The organism is Streptococcus oralis, from assembly GCF_021497945.1.
GTDB classification, from domain to species: Bacteria; Bacillota; Bacilli; order Lactobacillales; family Streptococcaceae; genus Streptococcus; species Streptococcus oralis_BR.
On record NZ_CP046524.1, the window covers coordinates 717,820 to 737,826 of the forward strand.

General features: G+C 33.1%; 20 protein-coding genes. 17 read left to right on the forward strand and 3 right to left on the reverse strand.

Going from position 1 to position 20,007, the window contains the following annotated elements; all coding sequences use genetic code 11:
• Window positions 1-32: 32 nt before the first annotated feature.
• The 4 genes from GOM47_RS03725 to GOM47_RS03740 all read left to right on the forward strand — a co-directional run bounded on the left by GOM47_RS03725 (window position 33) and on the right by GOM47_RS03740 (window position 7,378).
• Window positions 33-443: a thrombospondin type 3 repeat-containing protein gene (locus GOM47_RS03725; RefSeq protein WP_000387508.1), complete on the forward strand. Its 411-nt coding sequence runs from the start codon at window positions 33-35 to the stop codon at window positions 441-443.
• Window positions 444-490: 47 nt separating this feature from the next.
• Window positions 491-6,709 carry an SNF2-related protein gene (locus GOM47_RS03730; protein ID WP_024478355.1) on the forward strand — a complete coding sequence of 2,073 codons (6,219 nt, stop codon included), beginning with the start codon at window positions 491-493 and terminating at the stop codon, window positions 6,707-6,709.
• A 74-nt stretch (window positions 6,710-6,783) separates the two neighbouring features.
• Entirely contained in the window at window positions 6,784-7,068 is a 285-nt protein-coding gene (locus GOM47_RS03735) for a DUF5962 family protein (RefSeq protein WP_000969635.1), read from the forward strand.
• Between the two features lie 13 nt (window positions 7,069-7,081).
• Entirely contained in the window at window positions 7,082-7,378 is a 297-nt protein-coding gene (locus tag GOM47_RS03740; RefSeq protein WP_024478354.1) for a DUF5966 family protein, read from the forward strand.
• A 13-nt stretch (window positions 7,379-7,391) separates the two neighbouring features.
• On the opposite strand, the gene GOM47_RS03745 is transcribed toward GOM47_RS03740, so the two are convergent.
• Window positions 7,392-7,589, reverse strand: a complete 198-nt coding sequence (locus GOM47_RS03745) for a hypothetical protein (protein WP_002876112.1) — start codon at window positions 7,587-7,589, stop codon at window positions 7,392-7,394.
• Window positions 7,590-7,748: 159 nt separating this feature from the next.
• On the opposite strand from GOM47_RS03745, the gene GOM47_RS03750 reads away from it, so the two are divergent.
• The 10 genes from GOM47_RS03750 (at window position 7,749) to GOM47_RS03795 (ending at window position 12,579) form a co-directional block, all read left to right on the forward strand.
• Entirely contained in the window at window positions 7,749-8,390 is a 642-nt protein-coding gene (locus tag GOM47_RS03750) for a hypothetical protein (protein WP_000933087.1), read from the forward strand.
• Between the two features lie 9 nt (window positions 8,391-8,399).
• On the forward strand, window positions 8,400-9,485 hold the full coding sequence (locus GOM47_RS03755) for a DUF3991 domain-containing protein (RefSeq protein WP_000401910.1): 1,086 nt from the start codon (window positions 8,400-8,402) through the stop codon (window positions 9,483-9,485).
• A gap of 50 nt (window positions 9,486-9,535) precedes the next feature.
• On the forward strand, window positions 9,536-9,769 hold the full coding sequence (locus tag GOM47_RS03760; RefSeq protein ID WP_000152425.1) for a DUF5965 family protein: 234 nt from the start codon (window positions 9,536-9,538) through the stop codon (window positions 9,767-9,769).
• Window positions 9,766-10,149 (forward strand): DUF5945 family protein, encoded by a 384-nt coding sequence (locus tag GOM47_RS03765; RefSeq protein ID WP_000159224.1) that lies wholly within the window; start codon window positions 9,766-9,768, stop codon window positions 10,147-10,149. Before GOM47_RS03760 ends, GOM47_RS03765 begins: the two co-directional genes overlap by 4 nt.
• 37 nt (window positions 10,150-10,186) lie before the next feature.
• Complete coding sequence (locus GOM47_RS03770; protein ID WP_000494441.1) at window positions 10,187-10,459, forward strand: hypothetical protein; 273 nt, start codon at window positions 10,187-10,189, stop codon at window positions 10,457-10,459.
• A gap of 67 nt (window positions 10,460-10,526) precedes the next feature.
• Window positions 10,527-11,003, forward strand: a complete 477-nt coding sequence (gene pezA / locus GOM47_RS03775; protein WP_000579610.1) for a type II toxin-antitoxin system antitoxin PezA — start codon at window positions 10,527-10,529, stop codon at window positions 11,001-11,003.
• Window positions 11,003-11,755 carry a type II toxin-antitoxin system toxin PezT gene (gene pezT, locus GOM47_RS03780; protein ID WP_000405374.1) on the forward strand — a complete coding sequence of 251 codons (753 nt, stop codon included), beginning with the start codon at window positions 11,003-11,005 and terminating at the stop codon, window positions 11,753-11,755. The genes pezA and pezT overlap by 1 nt, the downstream gene beginning before the upstream one ends.
• A gap of 48 nt (window positions 11,756-11,803) precedes the next feature.
• Window positions 11,804-12,082 carry a hypothetical protein gene (locus GOM47_RS03785; protein ID WP_000423012.1) on the forward strand — a complete coding sequence of 93 codons (279 nt, stop codon included), beginning with the start codon at window positions 11,804-11,806 and terminating at the stop codon, window positions 12,080-12,082.
• Window positions 12,083-12,139: 57 nt separating this feature from the next.
• Window positions 12,140-12,352, forward strand: a complete 213-nt coding sequence (locus tag GOM47_RS03790; RefSeq protein WP_000521157.1) for a hypothetical protein — start codon at window positions 12,140-12,142, stop codon at window positions 12,350-12,352.
• Between the two features lie 20 nt (window positions 12,353-12,372).
• Window positions 12,373-12,579, forward strand: a complete 207-nt coding sequence (locus GOM47_RS03795) for a hypothetical protein (RefSeq protein WP_050078263.1) — start codon at window positions 12,373-12,375, stop codon at window positions 12,577-12,579.
• Between the two features lie 196 nt (window positions 12,580-12,775).
• On the opposite strand, the gene GOM47_RS03800 is transcribed toward GOM47_RS03795, so the two are convergent.
• On the reverse strand, window positions 12,776-13,672 hold the full coding sequence (locus GOM47_RS03800; protein ID WP_050078262.1) for a tyrosine-type recombinase/integrase: 897 nt from the start codon (window positions 13,670-13,672) through the stop codon (window positions 12,776-12,778).
• Window positions 13,673-13,764: 92 nt separating this feature from the next.
• Here GOM47_RS03800 and GOM47_RS03805 point away from each other — a divergent pair, with 92 nt between their 5' ends.
• Complete coding sequence (locus GOM47_RS03805; RefSeq protein ID WP_050198294.1) at window positions 13,765-14,748, forward strand: hypothetical protein; 984 nt, start codon at window positions 13,765-13,767, stop codon at window positions 14,746-14,748.
• On the opposite strand, the gene GOM47_RS03810 is transcribed toward GOM47_RS03805, so the two are convergent.
• On the reverse strand, window positions 14,745-15,458 hold the full coding sequence (locus tag GOM47_RS03810) for a methyltransferase domain-containing protein (RefSeq protein WP_050198293.1): 714 nt from the start codon (window positions 15,456-15,458) through the stop codon (window positions 14,745-14,747). The two genes, GOM47_RS03805 and GOM47_RS03810, sit on opposite strands and share 4 nt — an antisense overlap.
• A 647-nt stretch (window positions 15,459-16,105) precedes the next feature.
• Between GOM47_RS03810 and GOM47_RS03815 the strand changes: the two genes are divergently transcribed.
• Together GOM47_RS03815 and GOM47_RS03820 are read left to right on the forward strand one after the other, a co-directional pair.
• A complete protein-coding gene (locus tag GOM47_RS03815; protein WP_050198295.1) occupies window positions 16,106-18,175 on the forward strand; it encodes an AAA family ATPase in 2,070 nt (689 codons plus the stop codon).
• Window positions 18,162-19,979, forward strand: a complete 1,818-nt coding sequence (locus tag GOM47_RS03820; RefSeq protein WP_024478122.1) for a UvrD-helicase domain-containing protein — start codon at window positions 18,162-18,164, stop codon at window positions 19,977-19,979. Before GOM47_RS03815 ends, GOM47_RS03820 begins: the two co-directional genes overlap by 14 nt.
• The last annotated feature ends 28 nt before the right edge of the window (window positions 19,980-20,007 follow it).

Here is a 20,007-nt window from a genome sequence, read left to right on the forward strand (position 1 = left end):
GAAAAAAGATTAACTAGGAAAGAAGGAAGTATATGGAAGCCATTTATCAACGTGATTCGGATCAAGATGGATTAACTGATGCTCAAGAATTGGCGCTAGGAACCAATCCTCTTAGCGCAGATTCTGATGGTGATGGACGTTCAGATTTAGTGGAAATAGAAGAAGGAACCAATCCCTTAGAAAAGGATTTACAAGACATAGACCAAACAAGTATCACTGAACCGTCCTCAGTATTAATGGAAATGAAACAAAAGATTTCAGATATGATGGAGAGTCACTACAAGGAATTTATACAGGCTCTGATTAGTATTGAAACAGGGATTGAAAACCAACAAGACCTAGAAGACTTATATACTTACTACATGAGAACGGATGCCGTTTCTCTTTTATCTAGTGATTTAGAAATCAGTCCTCAAGAGGTTGAAATGGAGATAGAGTTGTAGGGAAATCATGTGATTCTCCTATTTTCGTATAGATGAAAGGAGCGAGTATGGAAGTAATACAATTATTGGCTATGTTTCGTGGAACAATTCCAAAAGATAGAGAGAAAATGGACTTATTTCTTCGTTATCAAGCGCAACATTTTGATGAGAAATGGCAGGATTTGGTAGAGAGTTTTTTGACTAAAGAGGGCAAAATAGAAGAGATACCTCATGTCTATTCGTTTCATCAAGATATTGTTTCTTTCCTAGAGGCCAGTTCTGAAAATAATGACCAAGATTTAGAAAGTTACACAAGAAAATTTGGACAAGCAGGTCTAAGTAAATTATCTCAATTAAGTAATTTTGAGAAAAACTTGGTGCTAGAAGTCGCAACCTATAACCTTTCCACTCGATTTTATATCCAATCTGAAAAAGAGAAGCTAACACCATTAAGTGAGCTTGTATTTCATCAGAATCAGGATGTCAATTTAGTCAATGTCTATCGGGTTGCGAATAATCTATCTGACCGTATTAGTAGAGATATAGAGGAATTTCTTCTAATGGTTGATTCCAAAGAACTAAAAAAAGAACTTCTTGAGATTCATTTTGAAGAAAAAGAGGGAGATGTTCTAGCCTATTTGGGTTCAGAATTGATGGCTACTTTAGATACCGTTACGGATCTTGTCCATCATGAAGAAAACTACACACAACTCCCACTGACACAAAAGCTGAAGATTATTACTCATTTTGATGAAGTGAAAGCTATAAGAGAAAAGTCTAATCAAGTAGAGGAATCTTTATCTCCTTCAAGTGATATTGAACAGGAAACGGAAGAAACGAACCCTTTTTCTAATGTCGATAAAATTGTAGAAGAAGCTTTGAGGGAATATCCAATTGGTTCACAAGTAAGTTATAAAGGACAAGTATTTCAGTTGGTTTCGATTGAAAATGCTCAGTTAAATGGCTTAGTTCGCCTAGAGCTATTCAATGATTCCAACCAGTTATTTGAAGAGAATCCTATCTTATACTTGAACAGTTTAGAAGAGATTGAACGAGTATTGTCTCATGTAGAACTTGAAAAAGAAGATTCAGAGATTGAGATGGATTCATCAAGTGAAAGTCAGGAAATAGATTTGTTTTCCTATCTGGAAGAAGAAAAGGAAAAGTTTAATGAAACAGAATCAACACCACTTATTTCAAGTTTAGAAGAGTTGGATATTCCTGTTCAAGATTTTGTTTTTCCAGATGATTTAGAGAACTTTTATCCTAAGACAAATCGAGAAAAAATTGAAACGAATATCGCCGCAATTGAACTTGTTAAAAGATTAGAAAAAGAGGGACGACAAGCGAATCCAGAAGAACAAGAGCTACTAGCCAAGTATGTCGGCTGGGGTGGTCTTGCCAATGAATTTTTCGATGAACTCAATCCAAAGTATGAAGCAGAACGTTTAACTCTTAAGAGTTTAGTAAGTAAATCAGAATACTCCGCCATGAAACAAAGTTCTCTCACAGCCTATTATACAGACCCAATGATTATTCGCCAGATTTGGCAAAAATTACTGGATGATGGTTTTGAGGGAGGGAGGATATTAGATCCTTCTATGGGGACTGGGAACTTCTATGCGGCTATGCCTAGAAGGATACGAGAGAAATCAGAACTCTATGGGGTTGAATTAGACAGCGTGACAGGCGCAATCGCAAAACAACTCCACCCCAATACCCATATTGAAGTGCGAGGATTTGAAGAAGTTTCCTATCAAAATAATAGTTTTGATTTAGTCTTAACGAATGTCCCATTTGGAAATTTTCGCATTGCAGATAAAAACTATGATAAACCTTATATGATTCATGATTACTTTGTCAAACACTCACTTGATTTAGTAAGAGATGGAGGACAAGTTTCGATTATCTCTTCTATTGGCACAATGGATAAACGGACAGATAATGTCTTACAAGAGATTAAATCCAACACTCATTTTTTAGGGGGAGTTCGGTTGCCAGATACGGCTTTTAAAAGCATTGCAGGTACTCGTGTAACCACAGATCTCCTCTTCTTTCAAAAGGATCAAGCAAAGAATCTTAATGAAGAGGAACTTGTTTTTAGTGGTTCTATTCCCTTTGAGGAGGATAAGCGTGTCTGGATCAATCCTTATTTTGATGGGAAATACAATACACAAGTTTTGGGTCAATATGAGGTACGTAATTTTAATGGAGGAACCCTCAATGTTAAGGGGGAATCAGAAACATTAGCTACTGACATAATGAAAGCATTAGAGAATGTAGAAGCTCCTAAACAAATTGACAATTCTTTGAAAGCACCTGTTTTTATCCAAGAAGAAGTGGATAATTCTATCCCAAGTCGTATACGTGAGGACTTAACGCTCTATTCTTTTGGATATGAGGGAAATCAAATTTATTACCGAGATACGCATGGCATTCGGAAAAGTTCAAAAGTTGACGAAATTAGTTATTATGTAGATGAGAAGGGAGATTTTAAAGCTTGGGACAGTTCTTTGTCTGAACATAAAATAGACCGATTCGTGCAACTTCATTTGACTGATGAGGAAGCACTAGATGTTTACAAGTCAGAAGAAGCGAGTAAAAGGGGGAAATATAAGGGACTGTTCAAAAAAACTATCTTTTATGAAAGTCCCTTATCGGATAAGGATATTAGTCGCATTAAGGGCATGGTTGATTTGAGAGAGACCTATCAATCCTTAATTGAAATTCAACGTCATCCAGATTATAGTCGGACAGATTTTCAGGTATTACTTAGTAAACTCAATCGTGACTATAATCGCTTTGTAAGTCAATTTGGATACTTGAATGCCTCAGTCAATCGGAACTTATTTGATAGTGACGATAAGTATTCTTTATTAGCAAGTTTAGAAGATGAATACATTGATTCTAAAGATCAGAAAGTAAAATATAAAAAATCTTTAGCCTTTGAGAAAGCATTGGTTAGGCCGGAGAGAGTGATTACAAGAGTATCAACGGCTTTAGATGCCTTAAACTCTAGTTTATCGGATGGTAGAGGGGTTGATTTAGACTATATGGTATCAATTTATCCCGAACATAGCCAAGCTGCTATTTTAGATGAGTTAGGTGACCAGATTTTAATGGATCCAGAAAGCTATTTAAGAGGGGAAAGAAAATACCTTTCTAAGAACCAGTTTTTATCAGGAGATATTCTCAACAAGATAGAAGTAGTTCAACTATTAGTGGAGGAAAACAACCAAGAATATGATTGGAACCATGCTTTAGATTTGTTAGAATCTGTTCGCCCTCCAAGGATTCATCTGGCAGATATTGAGTTTAAAATAGGGTCACGTTGGATTCCTCAATCCGTTTATGGTAAATTTGCCTTTGAATGTTTTACCAATCGTGAATTTGAATTGTCTTCGCCAGATGTTGAACAAGTCATTGAAGTGAATCCTGTCGATGGCCAGGTTCATTTAAGGACATCATTTGCTTATCGCTATCCAAGTGCCAAAGATAGTAGTCTTGGAGTTAGTGGGTCACGTTATGATACAGGAAGAAAGATTTTTGAGAATTTACTTAATTCGAACCAACCGACGATTACCATGACTGTTACGGAAGGAGAAAAGAAAAAGACCATCACAGATTTGGAAAAAACCTCTGTTCTAAGAGCAAAAGAGCAGCATTTACAAGAGCTCTTTCAAGAATTTGTCTCACAGTATCCAGAAGTCCAACAAGTCATTGAAGAAAGTTACAATCGTCTTTATAATCGGACGGTTAGTCGAGAGTATGATGGTAGCCATCTAGTCATTGATGGCTTGGCACAAAACATCAGTCTTCGTCCTCACCAAGAGAATGCCATTCAAAGAATTATAGAAGAAAAAAGAGCCTTATTAGCTCATGAGGTAGGTTCAGGAAAGACCTTGACCATGCTTGGTGCTGGGTTTAAATTAAAGGAGTTGGGGATGGTTCATAAGCCCTTGTATGTGGTGCCCTCTAGTTTGTCTGCTCAGTTTGGCCAAGAAATCATGAAATTTTTCCCTACTAAAAAAGTCTTTGTGACCACTAAGAAAGATTTTGTGAAGGCGAGAAGAAAACAATTTGTTTCTCGTATTATTACAGGAGATTACGATGCCATTGTCATTGGGGATTCTCAATTTGAAAAAATCCCTGTCAGTAAGGAAAGACAGATGAACTATATAGAGGATAAACTCAATGAACTACGAGAGATTAAAACACATTCTGAAAATAAGTATACCGTTAAAGAAGCAGAGCAATCAATAAGTGGTCTAGAGAAACAATTGGAAGAACTCCAACGCTTTAATCGTGATAGTTTTATTGATTTTGAGAACTTAGGAATTGATTTTCTCTTTGTGGATGAAGCACATCACTTTAAAAATATTCGTCCAATTACTGGACTTGGAAATGTAGCAGGGATTACCAATACAACCTCTAAGAAGAACGTGGATATGGAAATGAAGGTTCGACAGATTCAGGAAGAACATGATTATAAAAATATTGTCTTTGCGACAGGAACACCTGTTTCCAATTCTATTAGTGAGTTATATACTATGATGAACTATATTCAACCAGATATTTTAAAACGCTATCAAGTTGATTATTTTGACTCTTGGGTAGGTGCTTTTGGAGAAATTCAAAACTCTATGGAATTAGCTCCTACAGGGGATAAGTACCAACCTAAGAAACGATTCAAAAAGTTTGTCAATCTACCTGAGTTGATGAAAATCTATAAAGAAACAGCCGACATTCAAACACAAGATATGTTGGATTTACCTGTTCCAGAAGCTCATATTATCCCTATTGAGAGTGAGTTAACTGAAAACCAGAAACTCTATTTAGAAGAATTGGTTATGAGGTCAGATATGGTCAAATGTGGAACAGTTGATCCGAGCCAGGATAACATGTTAAAGATAACAGGTGAGGCACGAAAACTAGCAATTGATATGCGTTTATTGGACTCTAGTTATAGTCTAGCAGACAATCATAAATTGCTTCAGGTAGTGGATAATGTTGAAAGAATTTATCGTGAGGGAATGGAAAATAAGGCTACTCAGATGATTTTTTCAGATATTGGAACACCTAAGAAAAAGGACAATGGCTTTGATGTTTATTCTGAGATTAAGGCTTTATTAGTTGATAGAGGAGTCCCTAGTAAGGAAATTGCCTTTGTACATGATGCCAATAGTGATGAAAAGAAGAATAGCTTGTCTCGAAAGGTCAATGCAGGAGAGGTGCGGATTCTTCTTGCCTCAACTGAAAAAGGAGGAACAGGTTTAAATGTTCAGAGCAAGATGAAAGCAGTTCATCATCTGGATGTACCGTGGAGACCAAGTGACATTCAGCAACGCAATGGACGGATTATCCGACAAGGAAATGAAAACAAGGAAGTGGATATTTACCACTATATTACCAAAGGTTCGTTTGATAATTATCTATGGGCAACTCAGGAGAACAAACTCCGTTATATTAAGCAGATTATGACTTCTAAGGAGCCGATTCGTGCTGCAGAAGACATTGATGAGCAGACCATGACAGCTTCTGATTTTAAGGCACTAGCAACAGGTAATCCTTATCTCAAATATAAGATGGAACTAGAGAATGATCTAACCCTATTAGAAAATCAAAGACGCGCCTTTCAACGTAGCAAGGATCACTATCGTCATACAATCTCTTACTGTGAAGAAAATATTCCCATTCTTGAGAAACGATTAAGCAAGTATGAAGGCGACATTCAACAGTCTGAAATGTCGAAAGACCAATCATTTTCTATGACGGTAGGCAAGCAAGCTTTTGAGCAACGAGCTGAAGCAGGGGAATCCCTACACCGTCTTATCCGTCATAATCAAGCTGATATTAAAGAATTACGTACCCTAGCCAGTTATCGAGGATTTGACATTAAAATGCTTAGTCTTCCAACAAATCAACCTCTTCCTGAAACTTTCTCTGTTAAGATTGTAGGAGAAAATCGGTATTCTGTCAGTTTAGATTTGTATTCTCCTTTGGGGACAATTCAAAGACTCCAACATACGATAGACCACATTAAAGATGACCAAGTGAAAACTCAGAACTTATTGGATGAATTAAAGGATAAATGGACTACTGCTAAGATAGAAATTGAGAAAAATTTTCCAAAGGAAGAGGATTATCAAACTAAAAAGGCCGAATACGATGTACTCGCGCCATTGATTGAAACAGAAACGGATTTAGATATTATTGATCAGGCCTTACGACAATTCCACGAAAAAGGAAAAGAAAAGCAAGAACAACTTTCTTTTGAATTGGATTAAAAAATAGATATAAATAGCGGACAAGAAAAGAAAAGCGCGGTAGAATAAAGATAGAAAGAAACGAGGTAACGATTATGATGGAAGATACCTATTATCAATTAGAAGAGGCTTTGGTACAGGGATTTCAAACACCTGAAGAATACCAAGCCTACAAGGAGTTAAAGGAACATTATGAGGAAGTGACAGGCGATTACAGCTTTTCTATACGAGAACTTACTAGTCAATTGGAAATCGCTCTTCAGAATCATCGAGGTGTGGACTTTGAAGAACATGAGAAAGAGGAGTATTTGGACTTAGTTCAAAAATTAGAAGAGTTTGATTCCTCTCTTGCCACCCATTATCGTCAATTGATTGACTAGAAAGGAGAAAGTCATGAATGATTTACTCCTTATCCCAGTAATTTTTTTAGCAGTAGGAGGAATTCTCATTCTTTTATGGAGACTCTTTCTTATTGCCAGTGGACTTTTCCTTATTGGTTTTATCAGTTTTCTTATTTTCGTGGAGGTCTATGGAATTTATCTGTTCTTTACTGAACCGACTTTATACTTCGATGATATCAGACAACATGGTTTAACTAGTTTTACGGCTGTGTACCTTTTCATCAATCTGATGTTGGTTCTAGGATTCAGTTGGCGTTTAATAAACTCCAAAACTAAGGAAAGTATGTAAACTTGTTAGATGGTTAAAAAACTTTATCTGAATCTAAATTCGGATAAGGTTTTTTATTAGCCTTGATTCTTTCATATACTTCATAGCTAAATTGGAGCAGTAATTTATGAAAATCATTATCCTCACTGTTATTACTTGTATTTATGGCTTGTCTATGTCGTTCAATATGAGAAAGAGCTCTTCTCAAATTTTCTTCTTTTAAATTTTTCATAGTTACATTATAAGCTGAAGACAGATAGTTTTGATATTTTTCTCTGAACTGTACGATTTTGCTTCTTAAATGTAGGAATCACCTTTTATTATGGTGTGATAAAACTTACAAGTCCTTTTTGTTATTCTTGACCTAGTTTTTATAGAAAGAAGGTCTAAGATGTTAAATAAAGTCAAAACTAAAGCCTTAATTAGTGTTGGAGCAGTGGCTGCAACTAGCTTTATTCTCATGATGGGATATACTGCTGGTCAACACTCGACTGCTAAACAAAGTCGTAAAGAGATTGAATTGGCTGCAGCTAAACTTGTAGAGAATAAACAAGCAGAAGATAAAGCCAGCATTTTGTCATCGGATACTGTAAAAGAATTTTTGACGCAGTACTATACGAAAGAAAAGCTCGGAGAAAATAATACACGTATTCAACCTTATATGACTGAATCGGCTTATTCTCAAGAATTGTCAAGTCAAAATGATGCCATGAACCAAGTGTATAAGGATTATATTTTAGATTATCATTTTGAAAAAGCTGATATCTTTGTCAATCAGACTACGAATCAAGCCATTGCCATGGTCTCATATAATGTAACCTATGTATCCGATTTAAAGAATGCAAACCAATCAAAGACCAATCAGACAGAAACCAGAACGGTTAAATTGTCCTATTCTAAACTACCTGGTAAGTTATTGGTCAATCAAGTACAGGTTTGGAAATCTGGATTAGATGATTTAGATAAGGCCACTCCCAAAACTTTAGAAGAATCATCATCAATACCATCACTGCCAAATACTACGACAAAATGATGATATTGCATGGAAATAGAAGAATGTAGGCAAATTTCAATTCTTGATGTAGCAAGTCGTTTAGGTATCTCCTTTAAACAAGTTTCGACCAGTGTCTATGAGCATTCTGAACACGATTCATTTCGGATTTTTTCAACTACCAATACTTTTAAATGGTTTTCAAGAGATATTCAAGGTGATGTCATTGATTTTGTTCGACTTGTTAAGGGAATTTCCTTTAAAGAAGCTCTAGCCTTTCTTTCTGAAGAACCTTTTCAAAAAGAAGCTGTTCAAGAAAAAAGAGAGAGACCATTTTATTATCCTTTAAAGAGAGTAGAAGATTCTAACTGCAGTCTGGCTAGATATTATTTAACAGAATGTAGAGGAATCTCAGAAGAAATCATACAAAAGATGATTCAACAAGGTTTGATAGCCCAAGCTAGTTGGAAAACAAATGAAACAGTTGAACCTGTTATCGTTTTTAAAAGCTATGATCATCGTCACAAGCTGCAGGCAGCAAGCTTACAAGGGATTTATAAGAATCACTCTCTTCCTAGAGAGAGGCTGAAAACGATTCTAAAAGGAAGCCATGGACATATTGGAATATCTTTTGATATTGGTAAACCAAATAGACTGGTTTTTTGTGAATCGTTCGTCGACTTGATAAGCTATTACGAACTTCATCAACAAAGTCTAACTGATGTTCGTTTGGTATCTATGGAAGGATTAAAAAGGTCTGTTGTTGCTTATCAAACTTTACGACTAATAGCTGAAGAAAATCAGAAGTTGGAATTTTTAGATACAGTAACACCTTCAAAGTTATTGCATTTGATCAATACAATTCGTGATACCACCACCTATTTCGATAATCATCCTGATTTATTGACACTTGCGGTAGATTGTGATGATGCAGGAAAAGATTTTTCTGATAAGTTATCTCAATCAGGATTTCCTGTTTTACTGGATTTACCTAATAATGAATCTGGGAAAGAAAAAATAGACTGGAACGATATTCTTAGAGAAAAGAAATCAGATTTACAATTGATGATCGAGAATGTAAAAGAGACATTGAGGAATCAACCAGTAAGACAAACCTCTCAATGTTTAGAATTGTGATAACAAAATCAAGATGTTTTAGCTAATATTAGAATGAAGGAGGATCGTATATGACCATAATCGAGCGCTTAGAAGAAAAGGTCACTAGGCAAGAAAGCAAGGTAGCAAGAGAGACAGAAAAACTAGCTGCTTACAGAGAGCAACTGGAGACAGCGATGTTTGCGACGTTCAAAAGGCGTCAAAGCATCAGTCACATGAGTTTTGAAGAAGCTCTTGACCATGCCTTTGGTAAAGAAAGACAATTCGATGATTCTGAATTTAGAAAGGATGAAATGAGTGAATGACAAAAGATTGGAATTTTAATCAACCATTAGAAAGTAAATCAGAAAATCAAGGGGATTCAGATAAAATTGCGGCCTTATTTGGAAATCATCAAGGAGGTAATGAAGTAAATTATGAAGCAGCTTTTCAAAAGCGAAAACAAGCGCCTGTGACGGAATCAAATTCTAGTTCTAAACCTAAAGTCACAGAGGTTAGAACAGGAAAAGAGACAGATATCACTACAAGTTATCAGCAACATCTTAAAAGACTTATTGCGGATAACAATAGCGATATTCAAAGCAGTCAAAAGAAAATTGAAGAGCTACATACGTTGATTGACACAAAGAATAAAGATAATAAGAAATTGCAGTCCATTTATGATGCGATTTCGGAATTACACTAAGCAGTCTTAAAAGGCTGCTTTTTTTGAGAGGTTATAGATGTTTACAAAACTTTTTAAGAAAAAACAAGACAATAGTGATGTATTTAAGAAGCTAATTCATAGACTATCTGATATGCCCGTCCAAAATCTTGAAAAAATTGACAGACTGTTAGATATCATTTTCACTCCAGATCAAGAATCAGAACAAGTAAAAACAGAATCAATTTATAGGGAAGAAACATTGGACGACACATTAAAGGAAGCTAAAAATCAACTTCATAAGGAACAATTGGAGAAGAATTTAGAGAGATTTAGGAAAAATAGTCAATAACGCACCAAAATTGGTGCGTTATACTTTTTTATGCTATAATTGAATTATAAAAATAAAGGAGTTTGCCATGATTGGAAAGAACATAAAATCCTTACGTAAAACACACGACTTAACACAACCCGAATTTGCCCAAATTATAGGAATTTCTCGAAATAGCTTGAGTCGTTATGAAAATGGAACTAGTTCAGTCTCTACGGAGCTAATAGACATCATTTGTCAAAAGTTTAATGTATCTTATGTCGATATTGTAGGAGAAGACAAAATGCTTAATCCTGTTGAAGATTATGAACTGACTTTAAAAATTGAAATAGTGAAAGAAAGAGGTGCTAATCTATTATCTCGACTTTATCGTTATCAAGATAGTCAGGGAATTAGCATTGATGATGAATCTAATCCTTGGATTTTAATGAGTGATGATCTATCTGACTTGATTCATACGAATATCTATTTAGTTGAAACTTTTGATGAAATAGAGAGATATAGCGGCTATTTGGATGGAATTGAGCGCATGTTAGAGATATCTGAAAAACGGATGGTAGCTTAATGGAAATCCAAGATTATACTGATAGTGAATTCAAACATGCTCTAGCACGGAATCTTCGTTCTCTGACAAGAGGAAGAAAGTCCAGTAAGCAACCTATAGCGATTTTGCTTGGAGGGCAAAGTGGTGCTGGCAAGACTACAATTCATCGTATTAAACAGAAAGAATTTCAAGGAAATATTGTTATCATAGATGGCGATAGTTTTCGTTCTCAGCATCCACACTATTTAGAACTGCAGCAAGAATATGGCAAAGATAGTGTAGAATACACCAAAGATTTTGCAGGGCAAATGGTAGAGTCTTTAGTAACAGAATTGAGTCATTTGGGATACAATCTTTTGATAGAGGGAACTTTACGAACGATTGATGTTCCAAAGAAAACAGCACAACTCTTGAAAAGTAGGGGATATGAAGTACAATTAGCCTTGATTGCGACAAAGCCTAAGCTGTCCTATCTGAGCACCCTTATCCGATACGAAGAACTATACGCTATCAATCCAAATCAAGCACGTGCAACTCCAAAAGAACATCATGATTTCATTGTAAATCATCTAGTTGATAATACACGGCAATTGGAAGAACTAGCTATCTTTGAAAGAATTCAAATTTACCAACGAGATAGAAGTTGTGTATATGATTCAAAAGAAAATACAACTTCAGCAGCAACCGTTCTTCATGATTTACTATTTGGAGAATGGAATCAAGTGGAGAAAGAGATGTTGAAGGTGGGGGAAGAAAAATTGAGAAAATTTTAATCAGTCATGTTTTATGTTAATATCAAATAGAAAGAATAGGTGAAAACTATGGAATTAAGAGCAATATTAGGAAAAGAATTTGAGGGGATTGTTATAGAGTTTCAAAATAGAGGAATAATATTTGAAGGTCAATTTAAAATAATGACTTCAATGTTTTGTAAGAAATATTCAACGGAGTTCTGTAAATTATTGGAAAAGGAAACAGGATTGAACGTGTGGTATGGTTATCAGGTTCCTTATTTTTTCTATTACGATAGTGAAAGGTACGATAAAAAAACAGCTTCTCTTGTTGCAGAAGAGTACCAAATTAAAAAAGGGAATTTGTAATAATTTCCGTAGAGGAGTTATAAAACAGTAAATATTTATTATGAGGTTGCAGATTATATGGGCAAAGTAATGAGACAATATAATGAATTTTATATAAAATTGCAAAAAGAGTTTAAACTGGCTCATAATATGACCATAGAAGCTATGCCAGCAAAATTTTCCAACAAAGATTATGTTAAAAAATTTACTTATATGTTTCCTGATAAAATTTCTAGACTGTTAATAGAAAGAAACTATTGGTATGGTAAACGTATTATTAAAAAAATTTAGTTAAAATTCAGAGTAAAAGGATGTCTTTAGAAACTAATGATTTTATTCTTGAAACATCTAAATATATAAGAAGACGAGTAAGAAAAAATATTTCGAGTATTGAAGAGAGAAAAACTCAGGCAGATGAAATTCGAAAAAAATCTTTAGCAAAATTAAAGCTGCAAACTATAATGGGAAGATTTACTCCATTTTCTTCAGGAATTGAGATTTTGCCCATCTCTTTTTAATATATTTAAGGATACTTGAAAGTTATATTTTAGAAAAACAATTATGGAGTTCTTAATACGGAATATAGTATAAATGCTGATTTAAAGTGGAGTTTTGTATGCTTTTTACTTTTGTTGAGTATAAAATCTATTAACTTAAGTCGAACTACAAACATTAATTTAAGATGAAGTAAACTGTAACCTTCGGAAATGTCTCTTACTCGATTTCAGAATGAATCACTGACATAGGATTGAAAGAACTAAGTATTTCTTTTTGTTTTGAATGAGATACGTGAGTATAGATTTGTGTGATTGATATAGAACTGTGTCCAAGAATTTGTTGAATATATCGAATATCTACATCATTATCTAGAAGCATTGTTGCAAAGCTATGTCTAAACATATGTGGTGTAATAGTTTTAGATAAGCTATTTTGTTCAACGATTTTCTTTAAAATTAAACGTACACTTTGCTCTGACAATGGTTTAGGCGAATATTTTCCTGGGAATAGGAAATCATTAGATTCCTTTCCGTTTTTATTTATATATGTTTCTAATAAATTGAAGGTTGTTTGATCTCCTAAAAATAGGATACGCTCTTTCTTACCTTTTCCTATAATATGGAGTGTCTTATTGGAAAGATTAATATCTTTGAGATGAATGTGACAAAGTTCAGAAATTCTGATACCTGTTGAAAGTAATAGGGAAATAATTAGTAGATTTCTTTCAGCTTTTTGTTTTTGATAGTCAGTTTTAGATATAACTACTCTCTGCTCTAAATATGAAAAAATATTTTTCAGAATATCATACGGAATCGTTTTAGGCAATATTTTTTCAGTTCTAAATTGAAAGCGTAATTGATTGAAGGGACTCTCTTCAATTATGTGCTGGTATTTTAGATAATTATAAAACACCTTTATACAAGCAATTTTTCTTCTTAATGTATTCGTTTTTATGTTAGATTGTGTCAACTCTTCGATATAGGATTCGACATTATCATAGTTTGAATTATAAAATTGCATAAGATCATTCTTATAAGCTCGAATCGTGTGTGAACTCAAACGCTTATGAGTTTTGCAATAATCTAAGTAAGTAGAAATAAGTTTATAATCCATAAAAATCTCCTTTATCAATAATCATGCTATTATAAACCTATTTGAGTGCTTTGTATAGTGATAATAAATTGTTATCGGTAGGAGAAACAAAAATGAATAACCTGTATCTTGAAAACAACTACAAAATAAAATTAATTAAGTCATCTTCCGATATTGACTATGCCGATTCTCTTAAAATTTATTCAAGAGTAACCCCTTCTGACATCATAACGAATACAAACGAACTAACATATTGGTTAGATAATAAAACTGAAGGGTTTGATAGTTACTTTTTCTCTCTTTTCTTAAACGATCAAAATATAGGTTTAGCAATGTGCACTTATTTAAGTTCTGTTAAAACAGTTGTAATTGAATATATAGCCGTTGAGGATGGATACAGAAAAAATAATACTTATCTTAGTTATTTAAATGAATTAAGAATGTATATATCGAATTTGTTAGAAGTTACTTATTTCATCTGTGAAATTAGTAATAAAAATGACGGAAGTGAAATTGATGATGAGAGTAAAATTTTTAAGATTATTTTATCAATAGAAAATTTTTTTACAGTAGATGCTGTCTACCATACACTACCTTTAGGTATTAACAATGAGTTTAGTAGCTTTGAAGCAAGATTAATGATTAATTCAAATACTAATATAAAGACTATTTCAAAAGATACTTATATAAGAATTATCCAATCTTTATATTTTGAATACTATGTAAAATGGTATGAACATTTTTTTAGTGAAAGTGAGAAACTTCAATACATTAATCAAATTCAAAATACTTTTACTGATTTAAAAAATAACCTTGTTGCTTTATCTGAACCATTGCAGTTTATTGAAGTTAATAAAGATAAAATCAAAAGTGCAGGTAATATTGAGAAGCTACCTGCATCAAAAAAGAAACTAAACAATGGTTTAATTTCAATGTTTATATCAATTGTCGTCTTTCCAATTATTATTGTTTCTTATTATAAAATATTTAATGTTTTTGGAATTGATACAAGTACAAATTTTACTCCTATAATTGGTGGAATTTCTAGCATAATTGTTAGCATACTCCCGTTCTTACTAAAAAAAGATAATGTCTAGTGAATTTTAGTACATTTCAAAATTATATTACTAGAACAGTTTCGGATTCCTGGAAAAAATTTAAAAATCTTATCTAGTCCAGTGAACTTTGTTGCAAAATCGTAGTTATTTGTTATTCTCAGAATGATAGAACTTATTATATGAAATTGCTGTTTTTTATTAATTTGAAGTCCTTGTGATTTCAATAAATTTTCAATATATTTTATAGAAAAGATCCAATTACGATGTCTAGTCTTTAAGTAATCCGTTTCAATTATAGAGACGGATTTTTTATACTTATTACTTCCAAAATACTCAAAACTATTGCTAGGTTCAAATTCTAAATATAAAGTACCATCAACTTTTAACACACGTTCAAATTCACTAATCACTTTGCTGGCATCACAATAATTTATCACAGAGCCTACACAGATAATATGATTAAAGTACTCATCGATAACAGGAATATTCTCTATATTTCCAATAATTTTGTTAGAAATTGTACTTAATGTTTTTTCAGCAATATCCATATGGATTGTGTTCCCTGATAGCCCGTAAGTATTCCCTCCTGATCCTGCATTTAGAATAATTTCCTCATTAGAAAAACTACAATTTTTCTGTAAAAATAATTTAATTGACTTATTCGTATATCTATACCAACTGTTATACCAGATAACTTCATGTTCATTATAAAACTTTTCTATTTCAACTAAATCTACTTTATCATTCACTTTCAATCCCTACCGATAACAATTTATTATCACTAGTATACCATAAAGTCATTTTTAGTAGCTTGATTTGTATAATGATTTTTTTAGTTAGAATTAAATGTTATTGGTCAACTATAAAGTAAAATACTGTTTTGAAATTATATCTAATACTTTTGAGTCAATTACAAACTTACAACAACTCGAGAATTGTGTAGTTTGAAGGAAATAAGTACAAGTTTATTAGAAATGTAGCATTTTATATGATTATCAAGAAAAATTCTAATTTTAGAATTATATTTTCTATTAGTTCAGAATCTGTTTTTATTTTTAAATGTTATAATAGTGTTATCAAGTAAAAAGAGCATGCTATAATTGGTAACAATATAAAATTCTACGAAAGACACATGGCCTGACAAAAACAGATTTGCTCGAATTGTATAAATTTTACGCAATAGCCCTTAGCTGTTATAAAAACGGAACAAGTACTATTTCAACTATTTGCTAGGAATTCATAGAAGATGTGTCTATGTTTCAAAAATAGATCAAGGTTAAGCTTCTGTCACTCTTCAATAATGCCTTTTTGGGTAATAGAGTAGGGTCGAGGAAGAGATGTAGAAGGTGGGACAGGAACGGTTGTGTGAATTAGTTTCAGGTAATGGAGATAAGAAATGAAGTTAACAAAAGTAATTATTAATAATTTTAGATCATTCGGTGAAAGTCAAATTATTGAATTAAACAATCAAACTGTACTGATTGGGAATAATAGTTCGGGAAAAACAACTGTATTACAAGCATTGAGTAAGCTGTTTTCGGACAAACAAAATGATAGAATAATTAAAAAAAGTGATTTTCACCTTCCAAAAGGTTCAAGGCCCGGAGAAAATACTAGAAACCTCTTTATAGAAACTATTTTTGAGTTTGATGAACTTGATGGAACTCCCTATAGTCCAGCAATTCCATCGTTTTTCGAACACTTTACAGTTTCTAAAGATGGTGCCAAACCATTTCTACGAATCAGGTTAGAATCTTCTTGGGAAGATGATGGAACAGTTGAAGGAAGTATTGATACTCAATTCTATTATATTTCATCTGATGAAGATACTATTAGAGATGAAGACAAACATCGTGCTCCTAGAAAGGATTTGGATAAAATTAGGGTACTTTATGTACCTGCTTCAAGAACGCCTGAGAAGGAGTTGGGTAATGCTTCAGGTAGTATGTTAAGTAGGTTGGTAAATAGTATAAATTGGACCGAAGATGAGATAAATGAAATTACAGATAAAATTGATGAGTTGAATAACACCTTTTTATCTGAAAATGGAGCATTGAATCAGATCAACAATGAGATTCAGAAGTCATGGGAATTATATCATGAAGATAACCGTTTTTCTCAAGCAGAGTTGATTATTAATTCTTCTGAGATGGCGGCAGCACTTAGACAGATTGCCTTAAAATTTTCACCAACAACCACTGAAGAAGCATTTACAGTTTCAGATCTAGGAGATGGACTGAGATCTATTTTTTATTTTTCACTTGTTGATTCGATACTTGATATTGAGTTAGAAATTACCAAAGACCGTGAAGAAAATCCTAATAATCCAAGATTTAAGTTGATTCCACCAGTACTAACTATCCTAGCAATAGAAGAACCAGAAAATCATATTGCTCCACACCACATTGGAAAACTGATAAAAAGGTTTAAGCAATTAGGCAATAATGACAACTCTCAAGTAATTTTAACGTCACATTCTCCAGCTATTGTAAAAAGAATTGACCCAGAAGATTTGAAGTATTTAAGAATAGAAAATAATGACAGAGTTCTTCAAACCATTGTTTCTGATATACAGCTACCTCTAGCTATAGATGAATCTTATAAATATATTAAAGGAGCAATTCAAGCTTATCCTGAACTATATTTTGCGAAGTTAGTAGTTTTAGGTGAAGGCGACAGTGAGGAACTGCTATTACCAAAGTTTTTTGATTTACTTGGGAAAGAGGTAGATAGCTCTCAGATTTCAATTGTCCCTTTAGGGGGCAGACATGTCAACTATTTTTGGAAATTATTGAATGCTCTCAGAATTCCTCATATTACCTTGTTGGATTTTGATAATGAGAGATACGGAGGTGGTTGGGGAAGAATAAAATACATTTCTCAACATCTGTATGAGCTGAACACAGAGTTTCAAGAATGGTTCAATACTCAGAGACTTGATTTTAATGAAATTGGGTCACGAGGTTGTGAATCGATAGGAGCTCAACGTCTGATTAATTGGTTTAATAAACTCGAAGAATTTAATGTCTACTTTTCATCGCCTTTAGATATTGATTTCTTGATGCTACAACATTATAAAGACAATTATCTGAATACTTTATCCCCAATAGAAGGACCAGTTGTTTCATATAATGATTCGGATGGAAGTAGTAAAAAAGTGAAATTGAGTGATTTAGACTGTCTTGATAGATTGCAGTTAGAAGGTTTCAACAAACGTAAAGAGGAAGCAATAAGAGCTACTTTAAAAGATAAGAGTGGGTCAGGTGATAGTTTTACTGAAGAGGAAAAGAAACTCATGATTTGGTATCAATATTTCTTTTTAGGTAGAGGAAAACCAACAACTCATATGCAATTTTTATCATCTATTAGCGATGATGAATTAACAAGAAATCTACCTCCTGTGTTTGAAAAAATGGTTAAACGTGCTGAAGAATTACTTGGAGATATTGAACATGATGAGGAGTGAAGAGTGGCATCCTAAAGGAGATATTGAATTAGAGAAGGCTGCTTTAGGAGCTGTCAAGGATGTGACCAACAGTCTAGTCATTGCTGGACCAGGTTCGGGGAAAACTGAATTACTAGCTCAAAAGTTAGACTATCTATTCTCTACAAATAAATGCATTTCTCCGAAAAAAATTTTAGCATTAAGTTTTAAGACAGACGCCGCATCAAACTTGAAAGAAAGAGTGAAAAAACGGTATGGTGAGGAGTATGCTTCTCGATTTACCTCTTTAACCTATTCAGCATTTGAAAAGAGAATTTTAGATCAGTTTAGAGATGCCCTCCCTGAAGATATAAGACCAGCAAGAGACTACCTGATTGATGATTGGGATGTTATAAAAGAAACACTTTATGAAAATGACATTAATGTTCATGGGATGAGAATGTCAGATATAAGAAGATATGTCGAAAACATCATACTTAACAATGGGGATAATCACAAGTTTAAAACTGACTTACTAAAAGGAACACAAGATAATAAGCCGGTCCTCTTGTATAGGCAAATAACAAAGTTGAGTACTCAAATAATAGATACTAACGAATACATCCGTAAAGCACTTCAAATGACATACGATTTTGTATTTCTAGATGAATTTCAGGATACTACATATGCCCAGTATGATTTATTAAAAACTTGTTTTTTAGGTTCGTCTTGTAAATTAACAGCAGTTGGAGATGATAAGCAAGCCATTATGAGATGGGCAGGTGCAAAGCCTGATATTTTTCCAGACTATATTCGAGACTTTAATTCAAATGAATATCAATTGTTGATGAATCATCGCTCTGTACCTAAGCTTGTAGAATTTCAAAAAGAGGTTCATCAGATATTAAATAGTAATCACAGTTCTATTCAGACAAATAATTATCCAGAATTTCAAGAGGGTGAAATAACATTATTTGAATTTGAAAATGAAAGTTTAGAAGCTAAGTTAATTGCAAATGATATAGAATCAAAAATTCAAGGAGGTATACGACCATCAGAAATTTGTATCCTAGCAAAACAAAAGGTTGGTATTTATAGTTTCGAATTGATATCTATATTAAATAGCAAAGGGATTAAAGCAAGAATTGAAAATGAATATCAGGATATTTTAAAAGATCCTACGTGTAACCTATTATTAGATTTAATATCATGCAGTCAAGGAAAACGAGATCCTTTAATTTGGGAAAATATTAGTAATTTTTATGGAAATATCAATGGAATAGATGAGTTAACTGATGAATTAATTTTAGCAAAATCCTATAAGGAGATTGACAATATAGTTAGTGATATTACTTACCTAATTTCAAATTTTATTCCCAATGAAGAAAGTATGCTAAAATTAATTGATTGTATTATTGAAAAAATAGATGAAAAAAGAATTATTTCCAATTTTTCAACATACAATGGAAAAAGTGACCTAGATATCATTGTCAAGAACTTTTCAAAGATATTATACATAGAATATTCTCAAACACAAGGTGAATGGCTAGATACAGTCTCTAGTTTCAAGGGTGAAAACTCAATTCCAATTATGACTATCCATAAGAGTAAAGGATTAGAATATGAGGTAGTCTATTTTCTAGGCTTGGAGGATTCTGCATTCTGGAGTTTTAATGATCAGCCGGAAGAAGATAAAAGTGCATTCTTTGTCGCACTTTCAAGAGCAAAAAGTCACTTAATATTCACATATTGTAAATTGAGAAATAATAGTCCGCAAAATAATAGAAATATTAATGAGATATATTCATTGCTGACTCAATCCAATTTAGTTAATGTTATTAATTAATAATGATTAAGGCATAGAAATTAGTTTT

Bases quoted from the DNA above. Each gene is read 5' to 3' on its own strand.
- GOM47_RS03740 (WP_024478354.1), top strand. From the start codon at position 7,082: ATGAATGATTTACTCCTTATCCCAGTAATTTTTTTAGCAGTAGGAGGA.
- GOM47_RS03800 (WP_050078262.1), bottom strand. From the start codon at position 13,672: ATGGATTATAAACTTATTTCTACTTACTTAGATTATTGCAAAACTCAT.
- GOM47_RS03755 (WP_000401910.1), top strand. From the start codon at position 8,400: ATGGAAATAGAAGAATGTAGGCAAATTTCAATTCTTGATGTAGCAAGT.
- GOM47_RS03730 (WP_024478355.1), top strand. From the start codon at position 491: ATGGAAGTAATACAATTATTGGCTATGTTTCGTGGAACAATTCCAAAA.
- GOM47_RS03805 (WP_050198294.1), top strand. From the start codon at position 13,765: ATGAATAACCTGTATCTTGAAAACAACTACAAAATAAAATTAATTAAG.
- GOM47_RS03760 (WP_000152425.1), top strand. From the start codon at position 9,536: ATGACCATAATCGAGCGCTTAGAAGAAAAGGTCACTAGGCAAGAAAGC.
- GOM47_RS03725 (WP_000387508.1), top strand. From the start codon at position 33: ATGGAAGCCATTTATCAACGTGATTCGGATCAAGATGGATTAACTGAT.
- GOM47_RS03790 (WP_000521157.1), top strand. From the start codon at position 12,140: ATGGGCAAAGTAATGAGACAATATAATGAATTTTATATAAAATTGCAA.
- GOM47_RS03745 (WP_002876112.1), bottom strand. From the start codon at position 7,589: ATGAAAAATTTAAAAGAAGAAAATTTGAGAAGAGCTCTTTCTCATATT.
- GOM47_RS03770 (WP_000494441.1), top strand. From the start codon at position 10,187: ATGTTTACAAAACTTTTTAAGAAAAAACAAGACAATAGTGATGTATTT.
- GOM47_RS03795 (WP_050078263.1), top strand. From the start codon at position 12,373: ATGTCTTTAGAAACTAATGATTTTATTCTTGAAACATCTAAATATATA.
- GOM47_RS03750 (WP_000933087.1), top strand. From the start codon at position 7,749: ATGTTAAATAAAGTCAAAACTAAAGCCTTAATTAGTGTTGGAGCAGTG.
- GOM47_RS03765 (WP_000159224.1), top strand. From the start codon at position 9,766: ATGACAAAAGATTGGAATTTTAATCAACCATTAGAAAGTAAATCAGAA.
- pezT (WP_000405374.1), top strand. From the start codon at position 11,003: ATGGAAATCCAAGATTATACTGATAGTGAATTCAAACATGCTCTAGCA.
- GOM47_RS03815 (WP_050198295.1), top strand. From the start codon at position 16,106: ATGAAGTTAACAAAAGTAATTATTAATAATTTTAGATCATTCGGTGAA.
- GOM47_RS03735 (WP_000969635.1), top strand. From the start codon at position 6,784: ATGATGGAAGATACCTATTATCAATTAGAAGAGGCTTTGGTACAGGGA.
- pezA (WP_000579610.1), top strand. From the start codon at position 10,527: ATGATTGGAAAGAACATAAAATCCTTACGTAAAACACACGACTTAACA.
- GOM47_RS03785 (WP_000423012.1), top strand. From the start codon at position 11,804: ATGGAATTAAGAGCAATATTAGGAAAAGAATTTGAGGGGATTGTTATA.
- GOM47_RS03820 (WP_024478122.1), top strand. From the start codon at position 18,162: ATGATGAGGAGTGAAGAGTGGCATCCTAAAGGAGATATTGAATTAGAG.